General features: G+C 47.1%; 16 protein-coding genes. 6 read left to right on the forward strand and 10 right to left on the reverse strand.

The features are described 5' to 3' along the window. Window positions 1-85: 85 nt before the first annotated feature. From JUB15_RS16155 to JUB15_RS16185, 7 genes are all read right to left on the reverse strand, one after another. On the reverse strand, window positions 86-1,414 hold the full coding sequence (locus tag JUB15_RS16155; protein WP_242696374.1) for a vanadium-dependent haloperoxidase: 1,329 nt from the start codon (window positions 1,412-1,414) through the stop codon (window positions 86-88). Then, entirely contained in the window at window positions 1,411-4,785 is a 3,375-nt protein-coding gene (locus JUB15_RS16160) for a VCBS repeat-containing protein (RefSeq protein ID WP_207513537.1), read from the reverse strand. Before JUB15_RS16160 ends, JUB15_RS16155 begins: the two co-directional genes overlap by 4 nt. Before the next feature lie 161 nt (window positions 4,786-4,946). Next, window positions 4,947-6,827: a RagB/SusD family nutrient uptake outer membrane protein gene (locus tag JUB15_RS16165; protein ID WP_207513538.1), complete on the reverse strand. Its 1,881-nt coding sequence runs from the start codon at window positions 6,825-6,827 to the stop codon at window positions 4,947-4,949. 20 nt (window positions 6,828-6,847) lie between these two features. Then, window positions 6,848-10,357, reverse strand: coding sequence for a TonB-dependent receptor (locus tag JUB15_RS16170; protein ID WP_242696375.1), 3,510 nt, complete (start codon window positions 10,355-10,357; stop codon window positions 6,848-6,850). Window positions 10,358-10,589: 232 nt separating this feature from the next. Further along, window positions 10,590-11,651: a FecR family protein gene (locus JUB15_RS16175; protein ID WP_207513540.1), complete on the reverse strand. Its 1,062-nt coding sequence runs from the start codon at window positions 11,649-11,651 to the stop codon at window positions 10,590-10,592. Window positions 11,652-11,884: 233 nt separating this feature from the next. Beyond that, window positions 11,885-12,763, reverse strand: a complete 879-nt coding sequence (locus tag JUB15_RS16180; RefSeq protein WP_207513541.1) for a TolB family protein — start codon at window positions 12,761-12,763, stop codon at window positions 11,885-11,887. Window positions 12,764-12,795: 32 nt separating this feature from the next. Then, a complete protein-coding gene (locus JUB15_RS16185) occupies window positions 12,796-13,371 on the reverse strand; it encodes a sigma-70 family RNA polymerase sigma factor (protein ID WP_207513542.1) in 576 nt (191 codons plus the stop codon). A gap of 307 nt (window positions 13,372-13,678) precedes the next feature. Here JUB15_RS16185 and JUB15_RS16190 point away from each other — a divergent pair, with 307 nt between their 5' ends. Next, window positions 13,679-14,263: a DinB family protein gene (locus JUB15_RS16190; RefSeq protein ID WP_207513543.1), complete on the forward strand. Its 585-nt coding sequence runs from the start codon at window positions 13,679-13,681 to the stop codon at window positions 14,261-14,263. A gap of 170 nt (window positions 14,264-14,433) precedes the next feature. Here the strand turns inward: JUB15_RS16190 and JUB15_RS16195 are convergent, their stop codons facing one another. From JUB15_RS16195 to JUB15_RS16205, 3 genes are all read right to left on the reverse strand, one after another. Further along, window positions 14,434-15,006: a hypothetical protein gene (locus JUB15_RS16195; protein ID WP_207513544.1), complete on the reverse strand. Its 573-nt coding sequence runs from the start codon at window positions 15,004-15,006 to the stop codon at window positions 14,434-14,436. Between the two features lie 147 nt (window positions 15,007-15,153). Continuing rightward, the gene (locus JUB15_RS16200; RefSeq protein ID WP_207513545.1) at window positions 15,154-15,531 is read right to left on the reverse strand and encodes an HYC_CC_PP family protein; all 378 of its coding nucleotides are present in this window, start codon (window positions 15,529-15,531) and stop codon (window positions 15,154-15,156) included. A gap of 282 nt (window positions 15,532-15,813) precedes the next feature. Then, window positions 15,814-16,668 (reverse strand): MBL fold metallo-hydrolase, encoded by an 855-nt coding sequence (locus JUB15_RS16205; RefSeq protein WP_207513546.1) that lies wholly within the window; start codon window positions 16,666-16,668, stop codon window positions 15,814-15,816. 285 nt (window positions 16,669-16,953) lie between these two features. On the opposite strand from JUB15_RS16205, the gene JUB15_RS16210 reads away from it, so the two are divergent. From JUB15_RS16210 to JUB15_RS16230, 5 genes are all read left to right on the forward strand, one after another. After that, the gene (locus JUB15_RS16210) at window positions 16,954-17,427 is read left to right on the forward strand and encodes a DUF5991 domain-containing protein (protein ID WP_207513547.1); all 474 of its coding nucleotides are present in this window, start codon (window positions 16,954-16,956) and stop codon (window positions 17,425-17,427) included. A gap of 264 nt (window positions 17,428-17,691) precedes the next feature. Beyond that, on the forward strand, window positions 17,692-19,353 hold the full coding sequence (locus JUB15_RS16215) for a glycoside hydrolase family 43 protein (RefSeq protein WP_207513548.1): 1,662 nt from the start codon (window positions 17,692-17,694) through the stop codon (window positions 19,351-19,353). Window positions 19,354-19,700: 347 nt separating this feature from the next. Next, complete coding sequence (locus tag JUB15_RS16220; protein WP_207513549.1) at window positions 19,701-20,486, forward strand: uracil-DNA glycosylase family protein; 786 nt, start codon at window positions 19,701-19,703, stop codon at window positions 20,484-20,486. A gap of 1 nt (window position 20,487) precedes the next feature. Then, window positions 20,488-22,167 (forward strand): amidohydrolase family protein, encoded by a 1,680-nt coding sequence (locus JUB15_RS16225; protein WP_207513550.1) that lies wholly within the window; start codon window positions 20,488-20,490, stop codon window positions 22,165-22,167. Window positions 22,168-22,626: 459 nt separating this feature from the next. Continuing rightward, window positions 22,627-23,685, forward strand: coding sequence for a saccharopine dehydrogenase family protein (locus JUB15_RS16230; protein ID WP_207513551.1), 1,059 nt, complete (start codon window positions 22,627-22,629; stop codon window positions 23,683-23,685). Window positions 23,686-23,718: the final 33 nt, after the last annotated feature.

Here is a 23,718-nt window from a genome sequence, read left to right on the forward strand (position 1 = left end):
TCCGGTTTCAGCATTCCTGCCTGCAGGTAAGCTGACATTGCTTTTAACACCTGGTAACTGGCAGCTGGTAACCGGTAACTACTTCCTATAAAGTATTATTCATTTTCTTTACGATCCAGCTCCCAACTTTACTCCCCACTACCAACCCGTTCTCGATAGCATCCATAAAATGAATGCCGCCGTAGAAACGGCTGATGGCGGCTTCCTGAGCGGCCTGGTTAAATGAAGTGAAATGCCGGGGCGCCAGTCCGTAGGCTTCTTCCACATCATCAGTATATGCAAAATCATTTCCAAAAAAATGGGTGAGAATGGTTGCGGAACACGCAGAGATAACCGAATGTCCGCTCAGGTATTCGGGGAATGGCGGCGTTTGTAATACCGGTGTCCATTGCGGATCGATGTATTTGCGAATGGCTGTTTCCGGACGAATACGGTTACTGCGGAATTTCTCATCCCAGCAGCAGATAAAAGCGTCGAGCAAACCGATAGCCACCCAGGTATGGATCTGCATGGCTTCCTCAAAGCTTTTTCCGGCTTTTTCACAGGCAATACCGGTAATACCCAGCCAGTGAGCGCCGGGTGAGATCTTTTTGCTGCTAAGGATCAAATGCCCATCGTCCTGGATCGCAAAGGGATTGCAATCCCAGAAAGCAGCAATGGTGCGCTGCTCCATCGACACAGGTTTGCCTTCATTATAATTTTGTAATAACAGTTTGTAAAAAGCCGTCTTTTTACCGGTTGAAAAGGCGATGGGCGGCGGCGCCATAAATTGCGAACAGGAATCTAAGGCCAGCGTACGCACCGTGCTGAACCAGGGCTCTACCGCCGGCAGAAAACCGGGTGGAGTAGGATACCAGCAACCTTCTTTATCAATGGGTGAATAACGGGCGTAATTGCTGATCTTGTTATAACGGTCTTCCTTTGCATACGCCAGGATCTTTTTACTGACCGCTTTTGCATACCGCCAGGAATTTAAAATGATCGCTTCGTCATACCCCGATCGACGGCACGAATCCATAAACCGTTGTTCGTACGTGGCTAACAACTTTCCAGACGGTTGTAATTTCTGTGCTGTCTGCAACATCGCCAGCACGGCGCTTAACGGCACATCATAATCTTGTATACTATCTGATCGCTTCAGGTCAGGATAATCATTCAGTACGCCATACATGCTTTTAAAACCAGGATGCTGCTGTGCCACCACTTCGTAGCCGGCCAGACAGGCATATGAAAAAAAGCGGGCCGCTAATGGTGGATTCGTTATGTCATGGATCATCACATCCGTCATTTGCGTCATTACCTGGTTGATGGCTGCTGCGGTTAGTACAGGTGGTTGTTTGGTACGGGTTGTACAACCGGTTAGTTCGATCATAAGCAGTAAAATAAAGTAAATGGTATGGAAGAATCGTTTCATCTTGTCAATGTATAAGCTTTCAGCGGTTGTTGATTGATCCCAAACAATAACAGTTGATTGATAGCTGCCACACTGCGCACATCGCCTTTTAAATAAAATCCCGATCGTTGCTGGTTAACATAGGTGAACCCGCCTTTGCCGTCGTTCTGCAACAACACGCCATGGTTGGCATCGGATTTTCCGGGACGTAACCTCGCTTTGTTCATATTACCACATAACAGCAGGTCTTCGTGGCCATCCTTATTATAATCGAGTGGTGTAATGGTATACACGGGGGCATTTTGGGTTTCAACAGGCAGTGCTTTCAACCTTAATTTACCGGCGGCGTTGCTTTCAAAATAAGCGGTCTGCAGGTAATTGGCCTGTAAGTGCCCGGCGCCGTTGATTTCTTCTTTCGTGAAGATGTCGGTAAGCGTAGCATCTGCATAACTTTTGTAATCGATAAACCGGGTACGCATGAGACTGATCTGATCGAGCAGCTCATCGCGGGTGCAATAGGGATACGATTTGCCCTGGATGTATAAACAAAAAATTGGATCGATGGCGCCATTGCCGTCAAAGTCTTTATAGTACAGGTCAGCTGGCTCCGTATCGCTCGCCCGGCATTGCGTGTTCAATCCCAGGTTGCCGATGACCAGATCGGGCCGGCCGTCTTTGTTAAAATCACCCGTTGCGATCCTGTTCCACCAGCCACGATACCGGGTATTGAAATATTGCTGCGTTTGATCATGCAGCGTGTTATCAACGTTGATGTATATGCTCACCGGCATCCATTCACCAACAACCACCAGGTCATTTCTACTATCATTGTTCATATCGATCCAGGCAGCATCGGTGATCATGCCGGCCTTTGACAAGACGGGCGCAATTGCATGTATCCGATTGGTAAAATGTCCCTTGCCATCGTTGATGAGCAGGAAACTTTCCGGAGGCTCCGGATAACGGCCAGGGATCACCCTTCCCCCTACAAACAGGTCAATAAACCCATCATTGTTGATATCCTGCGCACGTACGCAACTTTTACTGACCCGCATCGCTGGCAGTGCATTTTCAATTTTGGTGAAATTTCCTTTGCCATCATTGAGGTACAATCTATCCTGCAACAGGGGATCGTCAGGTGTGTAATTATGGTAACCGCCACTGGCTACATAAAGGTCCCGGGCCCCATCACCGTTCAGGTCAACAATAACTGCATCGGCATCCTCCCTTTGACGATCGGTTTCAAAAGCTGGTTGCGGTTTAGCCAAAAAGCGACCGCCTTTCTGCTGAATGTAAATTTTAGCCGCCTCTCCGTTGCCACCACCCGTAAAAATGTCTTCCAGTCCATCGTCATTCACATCCCCTTTTACCAGGCAGGGCCCGTTAAACGATAAGGGACTCACCAATAGCGGTTGTCTCTTGAAGTCGTTTATGGCGTTTACCGATGCTTTGTACGGTATAGGTGCATTCGTTTCCATAAACAGGGCAGGGGCTTCCGGCAGCGATTCATAGCTCTCTGTGGCCGCTTTTTCATCTACTACCAATACCTGGTCGGCCTCGATGGTTTGTAACAACTGTTGTTTTCCGCTTAACCATATTACCCGTAGGGAATCAATGACTGTTTGAGCGCCCAGTCCAAAATGAAGGGTTGAAGCGACTGTTGAAAGATAACCCCGGGTGGGCATCTGTTCCAGGTATTGTTCACCGGCTTTGCTGTAGAGTATTATTTTAGCGCCAATGCCCTGGGTATTGCCTGGCTGTCCCTGCAATTTTACCTGCAGGTAATGCGAACTGTTTTGCTGGCGGGCTTCATTACGATAAATAAATGCCGGCTGATTGATATTATTGATCACGAGATCGAGATCACCGTCATTGTCGAGATCGGCATAGGCTGCGCCATTACTATTCGAAGCAGTGGTAAAGCCCCATTGCGCCGATACATTGCTGAACGTGCAATTTTTATTATTGGCAAACAGGTAATTGATCACATTCGAAGATGGGATCTTGTGTACGAGCTCCAAAACATCTTCCCGCTTCAGCCGGCCTTTGCTTTGCACATAATCATTCATATATTTAATGAAGTCGAGATTGGTATAATCTCTCAGATAACCGTTGGTCACCATCAGGTCTTTCCAGCCGTCGTTGTTATAATCGGCTAATAAAGGCGCCCAGCTCCAGTCGGTATTGGATACACCAGCCAACTGGCCGATCTCAGAGAATAAAGGAAGAGCCCCCTCCCGGCCTCCCCCTCCTCCGGAGTGGGTCGGGGGGAGGCCCCCAATATTCAACTGCAACATATTCCGCATATACTGATAATGAAACCCCGACCTGATATTCAACTCGAACTTTTCATAATTATCCGGCTGAAACAATAACTTCTGGCGGTGGTTGTCTTCGGGCAGCATATCCAGGGTATAGATGTCGGGTAACGCATCGTTGTTGATGTCGGCAATGTCGTTGCCCATCGAGAACTGGCTGTTCTGGCCAAGGCTTGTTTTCAACTGATCGGTAAATGTGCCGTTATGATTATTAATGTACAGGTAATCCGGCACCGTATAGTCGTTCGAGATGTATAGATCCGGCCAGCTATCGCCATTGAGATCTGCAATACCGGCGGCCAATCCATACGTCAGGGAAGAACTGCTGAGGCCTGCGCGGCCGGTTATATCCGTAAAGTAGTTTTTATCATTGCGCAATAACCGTACACCGATCGCCGGGTCTTCTTTTTTCAATAAAGCGGCGGTACCGGCTTCATCCAGCACCGGCAATGAATGGGGATTGTGATTCAGCAAAAAAGCATCCAGGTCGCCATCGCGATCCAGGTCAAAAAAATAAGCCTGTGTACTGTAACCTGAATCAGCGAGGCCATATTGTTGCGCCTGCTCCTGAAACTGCGGGTAACCTTTGCCATTATTGCCGGTATTGATGAATAGTTGATTGATCCTTTTTTCACCGCGCAGCTTGCCGGAATAACACAGGTAAATATCCAGCCGTCCATCGCCATTGATATCGGCCATGGTGACGCCCGTCTTCCAGGGTCCCGGCCTGCCTGCTACGCCGGCTGATGCGGTGATATCTTCGAACCGCATAGCCCCTTTGTTAAGGTAAAGCTGGTTGTCGCCCATATTGGCGGTGAAATAAATATCAGCCAGCCCGTCCCCGTTTACATCGCCGGTAGCCACCCCACCGCCATTATAAAAATACTCATACACCAATACATTCGTGTTCAAGCCCTCGGTGAGGGTATTGCTGAACGTAACCCGGGTACTGTCGGCGGGCAGCAGTGTGAACAGGGGATGAGCCTCCTTGGGGGCATCTTTGTTATGGCATGCCTGCAGCAGGGAAACAATGCCGATGATTATTAAGCAATATCCTCGTTTAAATTGATTCATGTATCGTTAAACAATTTCTGATTTCGGGATTTTGAGATTTCGGGATTTCATTTATTTTTTGCCTTCGACAAATCGCAAATCTCGAAATCTCAAAATCTCGAAATCGCGCAATCGCTAAAATTCCTTATATCCTGAAAGCTTAAACGAATGTAAAAATGTGATTAATTATACCCCGGGTTTTGAATCAACTTCAGGTTCGTATTCATTTCATCCTGCGATATAGGCCTGAAATACATTTTATCGTCCCATTTACGGTTCTCCTGCGCATTTACTTCCAGCGGGGTGTAAGTATAATTATACCTGGTCTCATCGCGTCTGTAGGGCGATGGGGGCGTAGCACCCGGTTTCAGGTTGCCTACCACATCGATATATCGCAGCTTACGGCCAAGCGTTGTGGGTCCTATCATCCAGCGGCGGCAATCGTGGTAGCGATGATCTTCAAAAGCCAGCTCAACCCTTCTTTCATTCCTGTACCGCTCTTTGAGCGCTGCCCCCGTTTCGTTGATCGCCGGCATACCTGCCCGGAACCGTATCCTGTTCAGCCAGGTCAATGCTTCAATATCTTCGCCCAGCTCTATACATGCTTCTATATAATTCAGCACCGCCTCCGTATAACGGAAAAAAGGCCAGGGAATGGTTTGCCGCGTGGTATTGTCTACAATATTTGGATCGGGGTCTATGAACTTGCGCATGTAATAACCGGTCCAGCTGCCATTCCAGTTTTCTATAGAACTGTTCCGCGTATCCAGACCGGCCAGGAACTGGCCACCGCCCTGGTCGTATTTACCGGTCTGGATCTGGTTGGCAGGGTCAACATTACCCGATATCTTATCCCGGGGTTTCCAGTCGGCCCCATCGTATAAGATCGTTGCATAGAAACGCGGGTCGCGATTCGTATATGGCTGTGCTTTATGGGCAGGATTGTTCCAGTCGAATTTCGATCCATCCATCATTTCATAATCGTCCACCAGCTGCTGTACCGGCGTATTGCCGGCCCAGTTATGATATCCATTGGGGCCATTGTTCAATCCTACATACATTCCCCCGTATTCGTCCTTGCTGTTTGTCCAGTAACGGCCAAAGAGGATCTCAGTTTCAGCGAATTTGTCTACGTCGCCGAATTTACTGCCGCCGCCCATGGCCAGGGAGATGTAATTCTTTTTGCCTTCAGCAGCCGATACCGGCGCATTCAGGTTCATCTTGTAGCCAAGGGTAGATGCTGCATCCATCACGGCTTTGGCGGCGTTTTTGGCGGCTGTCCACCTGGCCTTACGATCGCCGCCCGGATAACCCAGTAATTCCGGATTGGCATAACCACTGATCAACGTTGATCTTGATCTGGCAGTAGGCATGTCGTGCAGGTCACTGGCAGTATACAACAGCATGCGCGATTTCAATGCCATGGCAGCCAGTTCGCTGGCCCGGCCGGCCGGCATGGTCTTTCCTTTTAATTGCAGTATGGCGCTATCGCATTCTTTTATGATAAAGTCAACACATTCCTGCCAGGTGTTTCGCGTTACACTGTAATCTTCACCCAGTCCGTATGACCGGGTAATGAGCGGTACACCTCCATAATACCGAACCAGCTGATGATAGTAATAGGCCCGCATGAAATGCGCTTCTCCCTGCAGCCGTTCATTAAGTGGCGGGTCGTCGAAACTGGCTGTGCGTAAGTTCTCCAGCGCCAGGTTGGCCTGCCTGATCTTGGCATACATATCGTTATTACCGGCGTCTTTACCCCAGCGGTAATTCACGTTCACCCAGCCGATGTTCGAGGGATTCAGTGTGCCCTCATTTACAATATTGATCCCACGGCTGGGATGGGTAAATAACGCTTCGTCTGACAATGATGCGAGCATCTGTTCATCAAATCCGCCCTGGCCCAGTCCCGTATAGATACCGGTGACAAAAGCTTCCGCCAATGCACCGTCTTTCCAGGCATCTTCTGATGGTACTCTATCCAGGGGTTTTGTATCAAGAAAATCACGATTACAGCTGCCCGCCACCGCAATGATGAATACACAAAACAGGATCTTTTTCATCTATGATAATTTTAAAAATTTTAGAATGATACTCTTGCGCCCACATTCAGTATTCTTGCCTGCGGATAATACTGTCCATTGCCACTCGTTGATTCCGGATCCCAGATCTTCATTTTATCAAATGTGACCAGGTTAATACCGTTTGCATACAGCCGGAGATTGCTGATGCCTGCCCGCTGTATGACCTTTGACGGGAGGTTATAGCCAAATTCGATGTTCTTCATGCGCAGGTAATTGCTTTTCCGCAGCCAATAGGTATTGGTGCCGAAAGCTCCGCCGGCAAAATAGGTATTACCCCTGTTCACCAAACGTGGATCAACGCTGCTGGGATTTTCCACCGTCCAGCGATTATCATAGGAGTATTGGAGGAAATTGCCAATGGTGCCCGACTCGGTACCAATGAACAACAAACCACCCGTAGCGCCCTGGAATAATATCGTGCAATCGAAATTCTTGTATTGCAGGTTGAAGTTTACCCCGCCGGTAAACCAGGGGTCGCGGTTCTTTTCCAGGCGTACCCGGTCATCGGCGTTGATCTTACCGTTTCCATCGATATCTTTCAACTTCATATCACCCGGTAATAATTTATTGGTGGCAGCGCTGTAGTCGATGGTATTCTTGTTGATATCATCCTGGTCGATAAACACGCCATCGTACTCATACACCAGGAAAGCGGCGCCATTGGTGCCGAAGGTTTTCCCCTTTGAGAGCTGATGTGGTTTCAGGCCAGGTGTTTCCGGCAGATTGATCACTTTATTGCGGGCATAACCGCCGTTCACGCTTACACTAAAACGCAGGTCACCGAAATAATCGTTGTAACCGATATTAAATTCAAATCCTTTGTTACTGACCTTACCCAGGTTCTCAGGTGGTAAAGTAATACCGGCAGAAGCTGGTACTACCGCAGAATTCTGCATGAGGATCTTCGTACGGATATTATTGAATACATCCAGTTCAAAGGTGAGGCGGCTGTTCAACGCAGAACCTTCCAAACCCACATTGGCATTGTTGGCCACTTCCCAGGTATAACCCGGATTGGGCACACCTGTTTCTGTCAGCGTTTTCACCATATTGCCGCCCATGATATACGTGTTCAAGCCGTAGGTGGCCAGGTACCGGTACTCCTGCAATACATTATCGAAGAGAATATTGTCGTTCCCCATCTGTCCCCACGACGCGCGTAATTTCAGGTTATTGATAAAGGATACCCCTCTGAAAAATTTTTCTTCTGACAAACGCCAGCCAAGCAATACACCGGGGAAGAAACCAAAGCGATCGCTGGCCGGGAACATATAGGAGCCGTCATAGCGCCACAGGAATTCGATCATGTATCGTTCCTTATAGTTGTAATTCGCCCGGCCGAAATAACTCAGGCGCGCCCGTTTGTACGCACTGCCGTTGTTATTAAGCTGGGCATCTCCACCAGCCAGGAGCTGGTCAATAGCAGTAGAAATATAATTACGGCGGAATGCATTGAAGGTCTGGTTTTCGATCGTTTCGCGGGTTACTGCAGCCAGCAGGTTCAACGTATGATCACCAAAAGTGCGGTCGTAATTAATAAAACCGGAGAGGTTGATGTTCAGTTGGTCTTCCTGCGATTCGGTGAGGCGGGGATCAGTGAAAGTAGAACGAACCGAGCGGGTGAGTTTGGGCGTAACGCCATCGGCTTCATAGCTCGTTTTGTCCCAGTTATACAGGTACCAGGGCGTTTCCCAACGCTTGCCACGACGGAAGTATCTGTCCACCGCTGCAAAACCGGATATTTTCAGGCCCTCTACAAATGGCACCTGGATATCGACACGGCCATTGGTTTGAAAATAATCGCGGCGGTCTTTATCATAACCCGTCTGATTGGTGGTGATCACCACCGGGTTTTGGCCGTTCTCGATATCGGGCCCGGGTAAACCATTGGGCCAGATCGCCTGCTCAGTAGGTTTACCGCGCATGAGCATCCGAAAGATGGGCTGTGCGCCTACGGTTGGAAAGAACCGGAACTCTTCCCTCGCCGTTAATCCGATATTGGTATTGATGTATTTATTTACTTTGGCATCGAGGTTAAGGCGCATATCATATTGCTTGTAACCGGTAGCCGAATTCTTATAATAACCGTCCTGGTTATTATATCCCACCGAGGCGAGGTATTTTACGTTTTCTGAACCACCAGATAGTTGCACATTGTGTCTCGATTGGGGCGACCAGTTCTTCAGCGTGGTCTTGAACCAGTCGGTATTGGGATGCGCCCAGGGATCGGAACCATCAGCGAATTTGCGGATGTCTTCAGGGGAGTAAATGGCATCTACTTTTACGCCATTATCAGTACGCGTGTAAGTCCCGTTTTGCTTGAAGGCATTCCAGCCGGCAGTCCATTGATCGGCAGGCAGGTCGAACAGGGTGAGTTCATTGATGATCGTAGCATATTCTACTGCATCGCTCATTTCGGGTATGCGCGTCGGTTGCGACCAACCCTGGTTGAAATCATACGACAATTGCGGCTTGCCCGATTTGCCGCGTTTGGTGGTAATGAGAATAACGCCATTGGCAGCCCGCGAACCATAAATGGCAGCAGCTGCATCTTTCAGGATCGACATGCTTTCAATATCGGCCGGGTTCAGGCGTTCGAGCCCCCCGGCCCGGTCGGGCACCCCGTCAATGACGATCAAAGCGCCGCTGTTGTTCGGCGTGTTGGAACCACGGATGCGGATGGTTGATCCATCATAACCTGGTTCACCGCTCGATTGAATAGTGGTAACGCCCGGCAAACGCCCGGCTAATGCGTTCGACAAATTCACTGAAGGCGATTTCGCCAGTTCGGCGCCTTTTACCTGCGCAACTGCACCGGTGACCGTTACTTTCTTTTGCGTGCCATAACCAACCACCACAATTTCGCCTAACTGCCCGTTGCCACCGGCTGACAGCGCGATCGTTATGGTCGTTTTTCCGGCAACGTCCACTTCCTGGGTTTTAAAACCAACAGAGGAAAATACCAGGATGGTATTGCCGTCCGGTACATTGATGGTAAAATTGCCTTCTGCATCGGTATTGGTGCCGGTTGATGTGCCTTTGACAATGATGCTGACACCAGGCAGCGGCGTGCCTTTATCATCGGTCACCTGCCCCCTGATCTCCTGCAAGGCGGCCGCTTCTACTTTTACAGTCAATACATCGATACCGGGTGGTTCAGCCAGTGTCATGGACGAGGTTCTGTATAATATGATGCGGTCTTTTACCAGTTTAAAGGTGATGCCAAATGGAGACAGCAGTTCTTCCAGTACCTCACCCAGTTTCTTCTGACTGGCTTTAATAGATACTTTGCGGCCTGCTTCAATGGTCTTTGAACTATACACAAAACGGGCGCCTGTTTGATGCTGAAGCACATTGAACACGTCTTTCAGCTGTCCTTTTTCAACAGACAACGAAACGATCTTGTCGAGGATGCCCTGTGCTTCTGCTGAATTAAAATAGGCGTAAGTGTTCAGGAAGAGAACGAGGAATGCTTGCAGAAACCCGAGCCTCAGGGCAATAGGTTTCATTGCAACTAATCGTTGATAATTCATAGATGAGTTGTTATGGGTGAATGGCATTACAGAAAACAGGGGGCCAATAAATGACCTGTTCCGGTATTTGCCGGAAATTCACAATTGATCAGGGAGATCATTCAATAATAATATGTCAGGAAAGCTGTTCCCGGTGCGGGACTACGTGATGAATAGTTTTTCTCTCATGCGACAATCGTTTTGGATGTTGGGTAATTGTTAGTTGCTTTCATTCACAGCCTGACCCCTTAATGAGAATTCGTGTGCCGCGAACCTCATAAGAAGCCTGCATGGATTCACAAATAATTTCCAGTTGATCAAACAGGTCCTGTCCTTTGATATCTCCTGTAAAAAGACATTTTGCCAGGCTTTCATTTTCCATCACCATTTCAATGTGATAAAACCGTTCCAGGTAAAGCAATACTCTTGCCAATGGTGCTTCTTCAAAAACGAAATTCAATTCCGTGATCCTTTCCTCCGCATTTCGCTCTGCAGCTACGGGCAGGGGAATGTCAACCAGGGTAGTTCTGAAATGATGATCGGTACCATTATATATCACCCGTTGGTTGGGCTTCAGGATCACACCGCCCGATTCATCATTCCGCCTGTTCTGTACGGTTTGCCGGCCATATTCATATACAGCTACCTTACCTGTTCGAACGGATACTTCGATGTTTTTTGTACGGGGATTGTTCTTCACATAAAAACTGGTTCCCAATACCTGGGTAACAATGTTTTTGCTATACACATAAAAAGGTGATCTGGGGTTACGGGTCACTTTAAAGAAAGCATTTCCTTCCAGGTATACTTCTCTTTTATGGCCGGCAAATGAATCGCTGAATTGGACTATCGCCTTTGGCTCCAGGATCACCATCGATCCATCCGGCAAAAGAACAGTATCATTAAAGGGCTTGTCATTCTTTACCTGGTGCAGATCCGCCAACTGCGCCTGGCGTTTTGCTATTGCTGACTTAGTATCATTACCCAGGTACCACCAGGCCGCTGCTAATATGCCTCCGGTGATAACAGCGGCACTTAACCAGCGCAGCCATAGGGGAACAACGGCTGGTTCCTTTGGTAAGGCCCGGCTGCCGGAATGCAGCGTTTGCTGTTGAATTTTTGGCCAAAGGCGCTCCAGGGACTCCTTTATTTCCTCAGGCGGCAGAGATGGATCAATGCCTTCCTCATCACCCAGTAGGTCGTACCATTGTTCAACCAGTTTCCGTTCTTCCTCAGTGCAATCATTCTCTACATACCGTTTCAGCAAATGATAAAAGGCCTTTCGATTCATGTAGTTTTGTTTGTCTCTGCAGGCAGAGGTATTATTAAGTCGTTTGAAATGGAAGTACCCCTAAAGGGTGGATAATAAATTTACAGGGGAGAGATAACAAGTTACAGGTTCCAGGTTATAAGTTTCGGGGTAGACGGTTGCCGGTTACGAGCTTGCGGTTAAAAGTTGTTTTTCCCTGTAACCTGTAACTTGTAACTGCATGTACGCGCATCACACCTGTATCAGATTAACGATCAACGTTTCAGAACATCGCTGCCGATCCACTTAACATTGAACTCACTGCTGAAAAAGAAGTATTTGCCATCGGGCGACAAATAGGGGCAGTATTCGTAGGTTTTGGTGTTTATTCCATGGCCTAAAGCGGTAGGCGTCTGCCATTGTCCGTTCAGGTTATAGGAGATATAAAGATCGGCCTGTCCCAGTCCGCCCGGCCGGTCAGATGCAAAGACGATATACGATTCATCAGGGGCGATCAATGGGTCATGCTCATCGGATTGGGTATTGACGCTATTGCCCAGGGTCACCGGTCTTTCATAGCCATTCACCCCTTTTTTACTTACATACAGATCGAGGTTACCATCGCGATAGGAAGAAAAGAAGATAGCACCCGAACGGGATACGGAGACGTAATATTCGGTACTGTCGCTATTGACCGCGGCAAGATACTCCGGCGCGGCATAACCATCGGCCAGTTTGGCCATGCGGTAAATATCATAATCCTTCGTAGTGTCGCTGTTGTCTTTGGGCCGGTTCGAGATAAAGTAGATAGCGCTGTCGGCCGCCACAAAAGGATCTACGTTGGAATACAGCGTATCGAACAGGGGACTGATGGTTTCCGGCTGCCATTGCTTATTGCTGTACACCGATTGAAAGATCATATATTTCCGGTTCTGGGAACGGGCGAACAGGAAGGTTTTGCCATCCGCAGTAAATGTTGCGTTGAAGTCGAGGGTATCTTTTGACACAATACCCGGCAGAAATACTTTAGCTGCTGAATCGGGCGTTGGCTGCGGATATGCGATGGTGTTTGAAGTGCCGGAAGAACAGGCTGAGAAACAGCCGGCAAGGGCTATAATTAACCAGGCAGCACTCGATGTACAATTGAATTTCATAGCAGAAGGGGTTTATGCAGGTGATAAGGTATTTAAAGACTTAACAGGAATAATTCAACAATGATGAAATCCTTCAGGTGCAGGCGCATAAATTTCAACGATTGCGTTACATGATACTCCACGGCTTTTTCAGACAGGTTCATATGCTGGGCGATCTCTTTGGTAGAACGCTTTTCATACCGGCTTAAGCGGAATATTTCCTGTGTTTTATGCGGCAGTTTTTTGATGGTATTATCGATGGCGATAGACAACTCATGTAATAACAGTCTTGATTCGGAGGAATTCTCCTGTATGGCCAGCTGATCCCTGGCTGACTGGTAATACTTCTCCCTGATAAGCTGTGAGCGGATATAATCGATCACCTGGTAGCGAACGGCTGATTGCAGGTAGGATGACAGGTGCTGGATCTGGGCGGTTTCGCGTTTTACCCACAAACTGATAAAAAGATTTTGCACGAGCTCTTCGGCAATGGCTTTCGACCGTACCTTTTTCAGTGCAGCCAAAAAGACCTGTTCACTATAACGCACATAAATTTCCTCCAAAGCAGCTCCATCACCGGCTTTGAGTAATTTCAAAAGTATCGCATCGTCAACAACCTTGTAGTTCATATGGCTGGGTCAATACAAATATAACTAATTAGCCCGTGTGAAAATGTATATAACGGAATTTCTTAGACTAAGATCGATGTGGTTTTCTTAGCACTATATCGTTATGGTAAGATTATTGGCTAATTACCGATATAAATTAGTTAATATCTGCTAACAGAAAGCCGGACCTTTCAGGGTGATTATTATCATTCAGGACTTATTATAATTTTCCTTAATTTAGCAACCGCTACCAAAGTCCCGCTCTATCTAAACTGCCCCCTTATTGTTCACTCCAAAAAGCAATTGCATTATGAAAAAACTGTTTTTTATGGCATCAGCACTCATGATGCTGTCTTTCCTGGTAGTTGATCCCATTTCAAAAAAAGAAAGGAATTACGCCAGCAAGCTGTTAAAGGACACCGAAAAGCGACTAAAGGATGAGATCAAAGGGCTGTCGGAAGCTCAACTGAAATTTAAACCTGGGTCTGACAAATGGAGCATTGAAGAATGTGTCAAGCATCTTGCTGCCAGTGAAGAGATGTTCTGGCAAACACTGGAAGGCACTGTAAAGATGCCTGCCAATCCGGAAAAACGCAGTGAAATAACAGTCACCGATGAACAATTGGTACAAAGGATCGGCGACCGCACTACGAAAGTAAAGACCAATGACAAATTAATGCCTGAAAACCTTCCCTATAAAGACACGGACGAAGCATTTGAATCATTCAAGAAAAACCGTGATAAGGTGATGGAATATGTTAAGTCGACCAATGACGGCCTGCGCGATCATATAACCCAAACACCTATTGGCATGATAGACAGTTATCAATTGATCCTGTTTACGGCGGCTCACAGCAACCGGCACACGCAGCAGATCAAGGAAGTGAAGTCAGATCCGAATTTTCCAAAATAAGATTCAACGCCTAGCGTTGCTCTTCAGTGAATGTATAACGGCCAGGGGAACCAGGGTTTTTCTGGCCGTTTTTGTTTATTACCCCCAAACAAAAAGCCCACCGCTTTTGCCGTGGGCCCTTGTGTTGTACCCTGAAAGTGCACAATCTATCTCTGGTTTTTCATTTCCCCCTACCTTTTAGATAGCCCTGTATTGGCTTTTTCTAAAAGATGATTCACTTTATACTTGTTGGCGAAATTGTCATAGTGCGCCAACTCACTGTCATTACGGAACTGCATATCCAGGTAAATATGGAACAGGTCATTGTCTGGAAATGATCTCTTCAGGTTGTTTACGGTCAAAGGCAGAATCTCGCCCTTGCCATGCGTTGAATAGAAATATTTCCGTACCCGCTGCGTTCCTTTAGGTTGTGAAGTGTATACATCCTTATAATAGATCCATACCGGCCCTTTCTCTAAAAAATTATACTGTGTAAAGTTCCAGGTGCGCACAATATTCCCTTTGTTCTTATACGCATAGATCTCGTCCTTGAAGACATGGATCTTTTCTCCATTCTGCTTTACAATGAGAAAAGGCTTTGTTATAAATTCATTGAACCGTATTTTATTATTGTTCGACTCATCATTGGTGGCATAGGTGAGCTTGTTATTCTCGAAATCATCCAGTGTACGATAAACTCCGCTCTGGGCATTTGCTACCATTCCGATGACTAAAAATGATAATGCCATAAATATCCTTCTCATGGTCTTACAATTTATTGGTGATTGTACTATTGATTAAAGCCGCTGGTCAGGTGAATAACCCGCCAGTTAAGTAAATAGCTTGCTGTAGAGACTTGTATATAGTTATTGCAAATCAGACCCCGGAGTAGTATGGGGTAGGAGAACCGATTAGAGCCGGTGTACGCAATGCAGGATAAACAATGGGATCATCGCCTTTTGTGGCGGCGCATTGTTCACCGGATATGCTTCCCTTAAAGTAGATACGGGATGAAATGAGTAATCCGGATAATTGGTATCGAGTGATGCCGGTACATATTTGGCAAACCTGATCTTGGCGTCGTTGCGTTTTTGCTCATGCCCCAGCTTCGCCTTCTTATGATCGTCGTTGCAATCACCTTTGTTTTCCTCCTGTAAGGAATCATCCTCCACTGCAGCACCCAAACCAATGGAAACCAATTTTTCCAGGCAACAATCCAGCCGCAACGTAGCACCGAAAGTGCTTGTCAGATACACAAAGGCTAATATGGTTACCAAGAATTTTTTCATGGAAATTCCTGCCGCAAAACTACACATTGTTAATCTTTTCTCTAAAAACGGTATGCCAGTACTTTTTCTTTTATAATTTCATTAACAATGTACAATTCAGAGAATTATATAAATAAAAATAAGGTATGTCTGTTTGGACCACTATACATGGAAAAACCGGGGTGTTCACGGCTGCGGATCCAAAAAATGGCAGTGATTTGTTGAAAAAATAAGTGCGGACAAGGCGAAATATAAAATGGGAGGATTGTCCCGATGAGGCACTCGTTCAAAGATTTTACCCAATCACCACAGCCGTAACTGTGTGTATACGGGCGCTGAGCGAACTGCCATGGTTGTTTTTTGAGGAAGATCGACCGGTATTGAACTGGCGTCTGCTTTTACATGGTACACAGCGGTTTCTTCAAAACGGGAAGCAACAATGATCTGCGTATTGCCCGCGTATTCGTTGAATAGTTGTTGCACAAGTTGCGGCGAGTTATTATCTCTCGACAGGTGCGAAAGGAACAGATGGCTCATATGTGCAGGCCGGTGTTTGGTAAATACTTCCAGCGCCTGTTTGTTTGACAGATGGCCATGACCACCCCGGATGCGGTTCTTCAAATGCCGGGGATAACTCCCTTTCTCCAGCATCTCTTCATCATAATTCGCCTCCAGAAAAGCAGCATGGCAATGTTTGAAATGCATGATGAGGTTTTCGCAGGGCGAACCGATATCAGTAAAAACGCCAATGTTCACGTTGTTGCCGTTCACTATAAAACTATGCGGTTCGGCAGCATCATGTCTTTTAGGAAAGGCCTGAACAGCGAGGTTGCCGATGCGAATGGGTTCGTATGCTTTGAACGAGTATACCTGTTCTTTCTGGATCTCCAGCCTGCCATGATACAGCGTTGAGTCGGTTATATAAACAGGCAGCTTGTATTTTTTGGCGAGCACCGGAATGCCGCAAATGTGATCAGTATGTTCATGCGAAACAAAAATGGCTTTTACCATTTGCATCGACAGTCCAAGGCGGGTCATACGCCTTTCGGTTTCACGGCAGGAGATACCAGCATCCACCAGAATGGCTTCCTGGTCGTTGCCCACATAATAACAGTTTCCATTACTTCCGGAATTCAGCGATGCAATAAACAGCGACATGGTGTTGCAAAGATAGGGTTTGAACGGTGCCGGTGACAAAGTAAATTATCCGATTAGCAGCAGAAAATCGATAATATCAGGCGGTTGATCCCTGATTTTTTCCACAACAACGAAAAAACAGCCGGCTGTAACGGATAAATATTGAAATTGCTGCGCATAAAACACAATGCGCTCATTTTAATTATCGGCATTTGTAATAACCTCACCCCGAACCATCGCATTCTGCCCCTTTATCAATAACCTCGAAGGCTGCGCGCAGCCGGTAACAATAAATTTATCGTATCTATGAAAAGATCGCTACTTGTAGTAATACCTGTATTTGTGTTATTTGTCATTTTGTGTTCCTGTTCAAAGAACAATACATTTATTCATTGCACTAACTGGGTAGGAGCGTATGCATTTCATGAAGACCCGGTGCCCACCGCCACCGGCATTAACAAGATCATGCAATGGGAGTTATCAGTGTCGCAGCAACGTGATACCTGTTGGGGTGTGTTGGAAATAACCGGTTTGACCAATTATATAAAATTATTGACGACGCTTTCGGGTGACTCTTCAAAAGTAGATGTCGTTTATTACAAATACCTTGATGGAACTACTCATTTCAATCCAGGCGATGTATTATTCAGTCTGAGTAAAAAAGACAGCTGTAAAATACTCACCAGCTGGAACCGGTTGCAGCCGATGCTGGTTGAATTTCCCGATGCCGAAGGCATCTGTTTCAATCGATTACAGAAAGGGAAAACCGATAATCTGTAAAATGGCAGGGTAAAAAAGATGTGATGATAATTGTTGATTTCCGGATTTGAAGATTTTGGAATTTTGAGATTCGTCGGAAAGCTGCACAGGAGCAAATCACAAAATCTCGAAATCTCAAAATCATAAATCGTAAATTGTTGTTTCGGGATTTGAAGATTTTGGAATTTTGAGATTCGTCGGAAAGCTGAACAGGAGCAAATCACAAAATCTCGAAATCTCAAAATCATAAATCGTAAATTAGCATGTACCTACCACGATTTGCCAATGAGAACAATATTCTTTCTGGTCAGCGTATTTGTCGGCCAAAGTCTCCTCGCGCAAACAGCCAGGGTCAGCAATCCCATCCTGGCGGGGTTTTATCCCGATCCATCCATTTGCCGGGCGGGCAATGATTATTATATGGTCAATTCTACCTTTGCTTATTATCCCGGCCTGCCGATCTTTCACAGTAAAGACCTCGCCAATTGGGAACAGATCGGTTTTGCCATGGACAGGCCCGAACAGCTGGATTTGCATGGCGCACAGGTGTCGCGCGGTTTGTTTGCGCCTGCCATACGATTTTATAAGGGCACTTATTATATCACCTGTACGCAGGTTGATAAAGGCGGCAACTTTATCATTACCGCCAAAAATCCCAAAGGCCCCTGGAGCAACCCGGTTTATTTACCCAATATGAATGGCATCGATCCCTCCATGTTCTTCGATGATAACGGTAAAGCCTATATTGTTTACAACAGTGTTGCCCCCGATAACAAACCCCTATATGATGGCCATAGAACGATAAGAATGTATGAAGTAGATCTAAGTACCCTGCAAACAAAAGGCGAAGAGGTATTATTGGTAAACGGTGGTACCGACATTTCGCAAAAACCGGTATGGATAGAAGGACCGCATATTTACAAATACAACAAGATGTACTACCTGTTATGCGCAGAAGGCGGTACGGAATTCAATCACTCCGCTGTTGTATTCAGAAGTAAAAAAGTGGAAGGTCCCTATGAACCTTACAAAGGCAATCCCATCCTTACCCAGCGAACCCTGGATGCAAACAGGCGAAAGCCGGTAACGTCTACCGGCCATGCCGACCTGGTAACAGCGCCCGATGGTAACTGGTATGCCGTATTCCTGGGCTGCCGGCCTTATAATGCAGGACATTACAATACAGGCCGCGAAACGTTCATGGCGCCGGTTCAATGGAAAGAAGACTGGCCGGTGATCCTTGCACCCAACGAAACAGTGCCCAACAAAATAAGTATTTCCGGCGCTACAGCGAAAGATCCACTGCCTTTCAGCGCTGATTATCATTTTAAGGATGACTTCAAAAACACCAGGCTGAACTACCGGTACCAGTTCCTGCGCACCGTAAAAGAGCCCTGGTATCATATAAACAGTATTGCCGGACAGCTCACCATGCAATTGAAACCCGAGACATGTGCTGATAAAGGAAACCCGGCTTTCATTGGTTTCAGGCAATCGCACCAACGCGGTTATGCCGCCACGGCATTATCTTTCACACCCGCCAGTGCCCAGGAAAAAGCAGGATTACTGGTGTTTCAAAATGAGCAGCATTATTACTTCCTGTGCCAGTCGATAGACAACAACCAGCCGGTGTTGCAATTGTACAAAGGCCCGGGTAAGGAAGGGGGGCAGCCGAAATTACTGGAGGTTTATAAGATACAAACAGGCAATAAGCCGCTGCAGTTAAAGATCCAGACCAACGGTAATGCTTATTCCTTTCACTTTGCAGAAAAGGGCAGCAATAACTGGAAAACGATTAAAGAAGGGGTTGATGCGACTTTCCTCAGCACCGCTACTGCGGGCGGTTTTGTAGGCTGTATGTATGCTATGTATGCAACGTCAAACGGAGCTCCAACCACCAACAGCGCCGTGTTCAGCTGGTTTGAGAGCAAAGGAAATGATAATTAGACGCAAAACGCTTAACCTGCCTGCCGACCTTGAACACTTAACGTAAAACGCCAAATTCAGTAAAACTACGGTTGTTCTGTAAGAATAGAAATTAGTAGCTTTAGTCATTGAGGTCCCACCCAACTAACTTTCTCTATTGATGAACTAACCACAATCCGCCCTTAGTTACCTGTCTCCGGGTACCAGTTACCGGGACTCAATTTAATTGCAGCTTTAATAAAGGCGTGCAAGCAGCTTTCTGGCGCCTGGTAACCGGCAACCGGTAACCCGGCAACTGAGACTTGATTTGAGACAATTCATTTTTGAATACAAAGCACGATTCAATCATATACTATTAAAACATTAAGATGATCCAGTTCGATAAAGGCCCCGGCGCAGCGTTTGCCAAACATTTTGCCGCCCTGCCTGATTACGATGCTATCAAAGAACATTTCTGGTACGATTGGGGCCCGGTGTTCTATCGGGGCCGCCTCGACGGAAGCGCCAAAATCATTTGTGTGGCTTCTGACCCCGGACCAACAGAACGTATTGCCGGCCGAACGCTCGTAGGCAATGCCGGTCAGCGGGTGCAGGGGTTTCTGCATAAGATCGGCCTTACAGAATCTTATGTTTGTTTGAACGGATTTGCTTATGCCCTTTTTCCAAGCCATCTCAGCCAGGGATTGAAACTGATCAGCCAGCCGGAACAAACCGCCTGGCGTAACAAACTGTTCAACATGCTTAAAAAGCCGCCGCTAAAGGCGGTAGTCGCATTTGGCGCAGTGGCCCAGAAAGCCGTACAACTGTGGGATAATAAAGGCGCTGTACAGGTGTTTGAAACGTATCATCCCAGTTACCATTCGGGTGGCGCAGCGGGTGAGAAAAAGATGCTTGCCGACTGGAACCGGGTGGTTACCGCCTTGCGTGAGCTCATTACTCCCGATGCAGGCGCTTCTACTACATTGCCCTTATACGGAAGCAGGTTCGCAGAGCAGGACTATGCGGCCATTCCGCGCATTGACCTGCCATTTGGTTTGCCCGAGTGGTTCGGCAACGATGCCTTCTTTCGAAAAAAACGGGGCATGAACAGTGTAAGCCGGCCTTCTCCCGATGACCGTCACACGTTATTATGGAAAGCCCCCAAATTCAACTGATATGCCCAAAAAACCCATCATTGACCCGCTGGAAAGCCCTCACTACGCACTACACGGCATCATTGTAACAATGGCCGGCCCCAACGAGGTCATCAAAGGAACCCTGTTTGTAAACGCAGCCCGTATAGAAGCCATCATACCCGATGGTAAACCGGTTCCGGAAGCCCTCACCAGTTACCCGGTGATCAAAACGAAAGGCACGATCTTCCCGGGATTTATTGAGCTGCACAATCATTTAAGTTATAATTGTCTGCCCATGTGGGAAGTGCCCAAAAAATATGAGAACCGGGCGCAATGGAGTGGCATCGATCCGTATAAACAGAAGATCAGCTATCCGATGAACCTGTTGGGCAAAACAAAAGGTTATGTAGAAGCCATTGTTCGTTATGTGGAATGTAAATGTCTTGCCGGCGGTGTAACCACTTCGCAGGGTATTATGCTGTTCAGCAACGCGGGCATCAAAAAATATTACCGCGGCATTGTGCGTAACGTAGAAGCAACCGCCGATCCCGGTCTGCCCGACGTAGATGCGCATATCCCCGATATTGTTGCCCGCGATGCAGAAAAATTTTCAAAACAAATACAAAAGAGCAGCTGCATGCTGCTGCACTTAAGCGAAGGGACAAACGCTTCAGCCCGCAAGCATTTTACCAATCTGCAGTTCAGCGAAAACCAATGGGCCATCGGGCCATCACTGGCCGGCATCCATTGCGTAGCCCTGCAGCCGCCCGATTTTGCCATCATGAAACAAAAAGGCGCCTCCATGGTATGGTCGCCCTTCAGTAACCTGCTGTTATACGGACAAACAGCCGATATCAAAAGCGCGAAAGCAAGCGGCATCACCATTGCATTGGGAAGCGACTGGTCGCCCAGCGGCAGCAAGAATATGTTGGGAGAATTGAAAGTGGCAAAATTATACAGTGAGGCAAACGGAAAGCTGTTCAGTGATTATGAGCTGATAGCCATGGCCACTAAAAATGCCGCCCGCATCATAAAATGGGATAAAGAACTGGGCACGCTGGAAAAAGGCAAACGGGCCGACCTGGTTGTAATAAACGGACAGGGGAAAGAACCTTACAAAACGCTGCTGCAGGCATCGGAGAAAAGCATTAGCCTGGTTGTGATCAATGGTACGCCCAGGTATGGTGACGCCTCTTTGATGCGGTCATTTGATACCAAAGGAACAGAGGCCAAGACCATCAGCAAAAAACAAAAACTGTTCAACCTGCAACAACTGACCCAGGATCCGGTAGTAGGAGAGCTTACGTTGTCAGAAGCTACAGAACGGGTCAGAAACGGGTTGCGTAATATTAAAAAACTGGCTGCAGGGTCGTTGCCATTACGTGGTATGATAGACAAACAGGGCAACCGTTTTCTGGTGCCACTGAAAGCGGGGCCCGAAGCGAGCGCAGCGAGTGCCGAACCGGAATGGGTACTGGTGCTTGATCATAATGAAGACGAAGGGGAAGCCGTTCGCCCCAATTTCGATCCCATGGCCAGGCACGGCCTGCCGTTCAGAAAGATAGCTGCCATGGAGATAACACCGGAAGTGCTCACGCCGATCCAACTCGATGCATTGACAGTAGCCTCTGACAGATCCTTCTTTAAACGTGTTGGAGCACAAATGAATTTGCCGGATTATATAAAAAAGGGGTTGAAGAAAATGTACGGGGATCTTTAAAAATCGCTGAAGGCTGAAGGCTTAAAGCTGAAGGCAAATACACTATCGCTTAGCGTTGTCTGCGTCTGCTTGCTGAACGTTCGCGAAGCTCGGAAAGCGAGGCAGCAGGCCAATCGGTAGCCTTTAGCCTTACGCCCTTAGCTTTTAGCTGTATTTTGCGTTTGGCTGTATTTCGCCTTCCGCCTTTAGCCTTTAGCTCTATTTCGCGTTAAGCGTTCAGCGCCTGCCGGCAGGCAGGTTTTGCGTTTAGCGTTTTTTTTATACATTCGCATAGTGAATGATATAGTTAAAATATTCTATTCTTACCTGGCATTTCTGCGAAGCGCATGCGCAAACGTGCCATAGTATTCACGTCTTACCTACATATTCAATTATCTTCCTGCTATAAGCCCTGAACGATTAGCCTCCTGAGCGAAAGTCGCAGGGTTGTATTATATTCATACTGTAATAAAAAAAATTATGAAACATATTGCCGTTATCGGACTGGGCAAAGTGGGTTCACTGGTAGCCACTTTGCTGAGTAATGTATTTACTGTTACTGGTGTTGATAAAAACAAACCTGCCAATGTACCATTTGAAACAATTGCCGGCGATGTAAATGACAGCAAGTTTCTGGAAGAGTTGTTATCAAAGTACGATGCAGTGGTTTCCTGTTTGCCGTACAACCTGAATTTACCGGTGGCCGAAGCTGCTTATAAAACCGGTATCCATTATTTCGATCTTACTGAAGATGTGCCCACCACAAGCGCTATCCGCAAAATGGCTGAAACATCCAAAGGCGTTATGGCGCCGCAATGCGGACTCGCCCCCGGATTTATTGGTATCGTGGGCGCCGATCTCTGCCATCGATTTACCAAGTTGCGCGATGTTGAACTGCGCGTAGGTGCATTACCCCGCTTTCCCAATGGATTGCTGGCCTATTCATTCACCTGGTCACCCGCCGGTGTTATCAATGAATACATCAATGACGCCGAAGTGATACACAACGGCATCCGCAAAATGGTGCCTTCATTGGACGGTATTGAACAGATCAATATAGAAGGGCAGGAATTTGAAGCATTCAGTACCAGCGGTGGCTTAGGCACATTATGCGAAACCCTGGAAGGAAAAGTAGATACGCTCAATTATAAGACCATCCGGTATCCGGGCCATGCCCGTCTGATGCGATTTTTATTATATGAACTGATCCTGAAAGACAAACGCGCCTTAACTGAACAAATATTAACAGAGGCAAAACCGCCTGTGCGGGAAGATGTCGTGTACGTATATGCGGTGGTCGAAGGCTGGAAAGGGCAGGAACTGGCCCGGGAAGAATTCTACCAGGCGTATCATCCCATCGAGATCAATGGCCAGGAATGGCGGGCCATTTCCTGGACTACAGCTGCTTCCGTAGCCGCCGTAGTAGAAATGGTGGCCAATAAAGAATTACCGCAAAAGGGATTCATCAAACAGGAAGAAATTCCGTTTGAAAAGTTTCTGAAGACGAAGAATGGAAGTCTGTATGCCAATAAACAATAAAGAGAGGCTATGAGAAACATGTAAACCGGTAAC

Source organism: Longitalea luteola (genome assembly GCF_017356035.1).
In the GTDB taxonomy this organism is placed as follows: Bacteria; Bacteroidota; Bacteroidia; order Chitinophagales; family Chitinophagaceae; genus Niastella; species Niastella luteola.

What these genes read in the sequence shown, in the direction of transcription:
- JUB15_RS16155 (WP_242696374.1), bottom strand. Translation starts at nt 1,414, where the DNA reads ATGAAACGATTCTTCCATACCATTTACTTTATTTTACTGCTTATGATC.
- JUB15_RS16160 (WP_207513537.1), bottom strand. Translation starts at nt 4,785, where the DNA reads ATGAATCAATTTAAACGAGGATATTGCTTAATAATCATCGGCATTGTT.
- JUB15_RS16165 (WP_207513538.1), bottom strand. Translation starts at nt 6,827, where the DNA reads ATGAAAAAGATCCTGTTTTGTGTATTCATCATTGCGGTGGCGGGCAGC.
- JUB15_RS16170 (WP_242696375.1), bottom strand. Translation starts at nt 10,357, where the DNA reads ATGAAACCTATTGCCCTGAGGCTCGGGTTTCTGCAAGCATTCCTCGTT.
- JUB15_RS16175 (WP_207513540.1), bottom strand. Translation starts at nt 11,651, where the DNA reads ATGAATCGAAAGGCCTTTTATCATTTGCTGAAACGGTATGTAGAGAAT.
- JUB15_RS16180 (WP_207513541.1), bottom strand. Translation starts at nt 12,763, where the DNA reads ATGAAATTCAATTGTACATCGAGTGCTGCCTGGTTAATTATAGCCCTT.
- JUB15_RS16185 (WP_207513542.1), bottom strand. Translation starts at nt 13,371, where the DNA reads ATGAACTACAAGGTTGTTGACGATGCGATACTTTTGAAATTACTCAAA.
- JUB15_RS16190 (WP_207513543.1), top strand. Translation starts at nt 13,679, where the DNA reads ATGGCATCAGCACTCATGATGCTGTCTTTCCTGGTAGTTGATCCCATT.
- JUB15_RS16195 (WP_207513544.1), bottom strand. Translation starts at nt 15,006, where the DNA reads ATGAGAAGGATATTTATGGCATTATCATTTTTAGTCATCGGAATGGTA.
- JUB15_RS16200 (WP_207513545.1), bottom strand. Translation starts at nt 15,531, where the DNA reads ATGAAAAAATTCTTGGTAACCATATTAGCCTTTGTGTATCTGACAAGC.
- JUB15_RS16205 (WP_207513546.1), bottom strand. Translation starts at nt 16,668, where the DNA reads ATGTCGCTGTTTATTGCATCGCTGAATTCCGGAAGTAATGGAAACTGT.
- JUB15_RS16210 (WP_207513547.1), top strand. Translation starts at nt 16,954, where the DNA reads ATGAAAAGATCGCTACTTGTAGTAATACCTGTATTTGTGTTATTTGTC.
- JUB15_RS16215 (WP_207513548.1), top strand. Translation starts at nt 17,692, where the DNA reads ATGAGAACAATATTCTTTCTGGTCAGCGTATTTGTCGGCCAAAGTCTC.
- JUB15_RS16220 (WP_207513549.1), top strand. Translation starts at nt 19,701, where the DNA reads ATGATCCAGTTCGATAAAGGCCCCGGCGCAGCGTTTGCCAAACATTTT.
- JUB15_RS16225 (WP_207513550.1), top strand. Translation starts at nt 20,488, where the DNA reads ATGCCCAAAAAACCCATCATTGACCCGCTGGAAAGCCCTCACTACGCA.
- JUB15_RS16230 (WP_207513551.1), top strand. Translation starts at nt 22,627, where the DNA reads ATGAAACATATTGCCGTTATCGGACTGGGCAAAGTGGGTTCACTGGTA.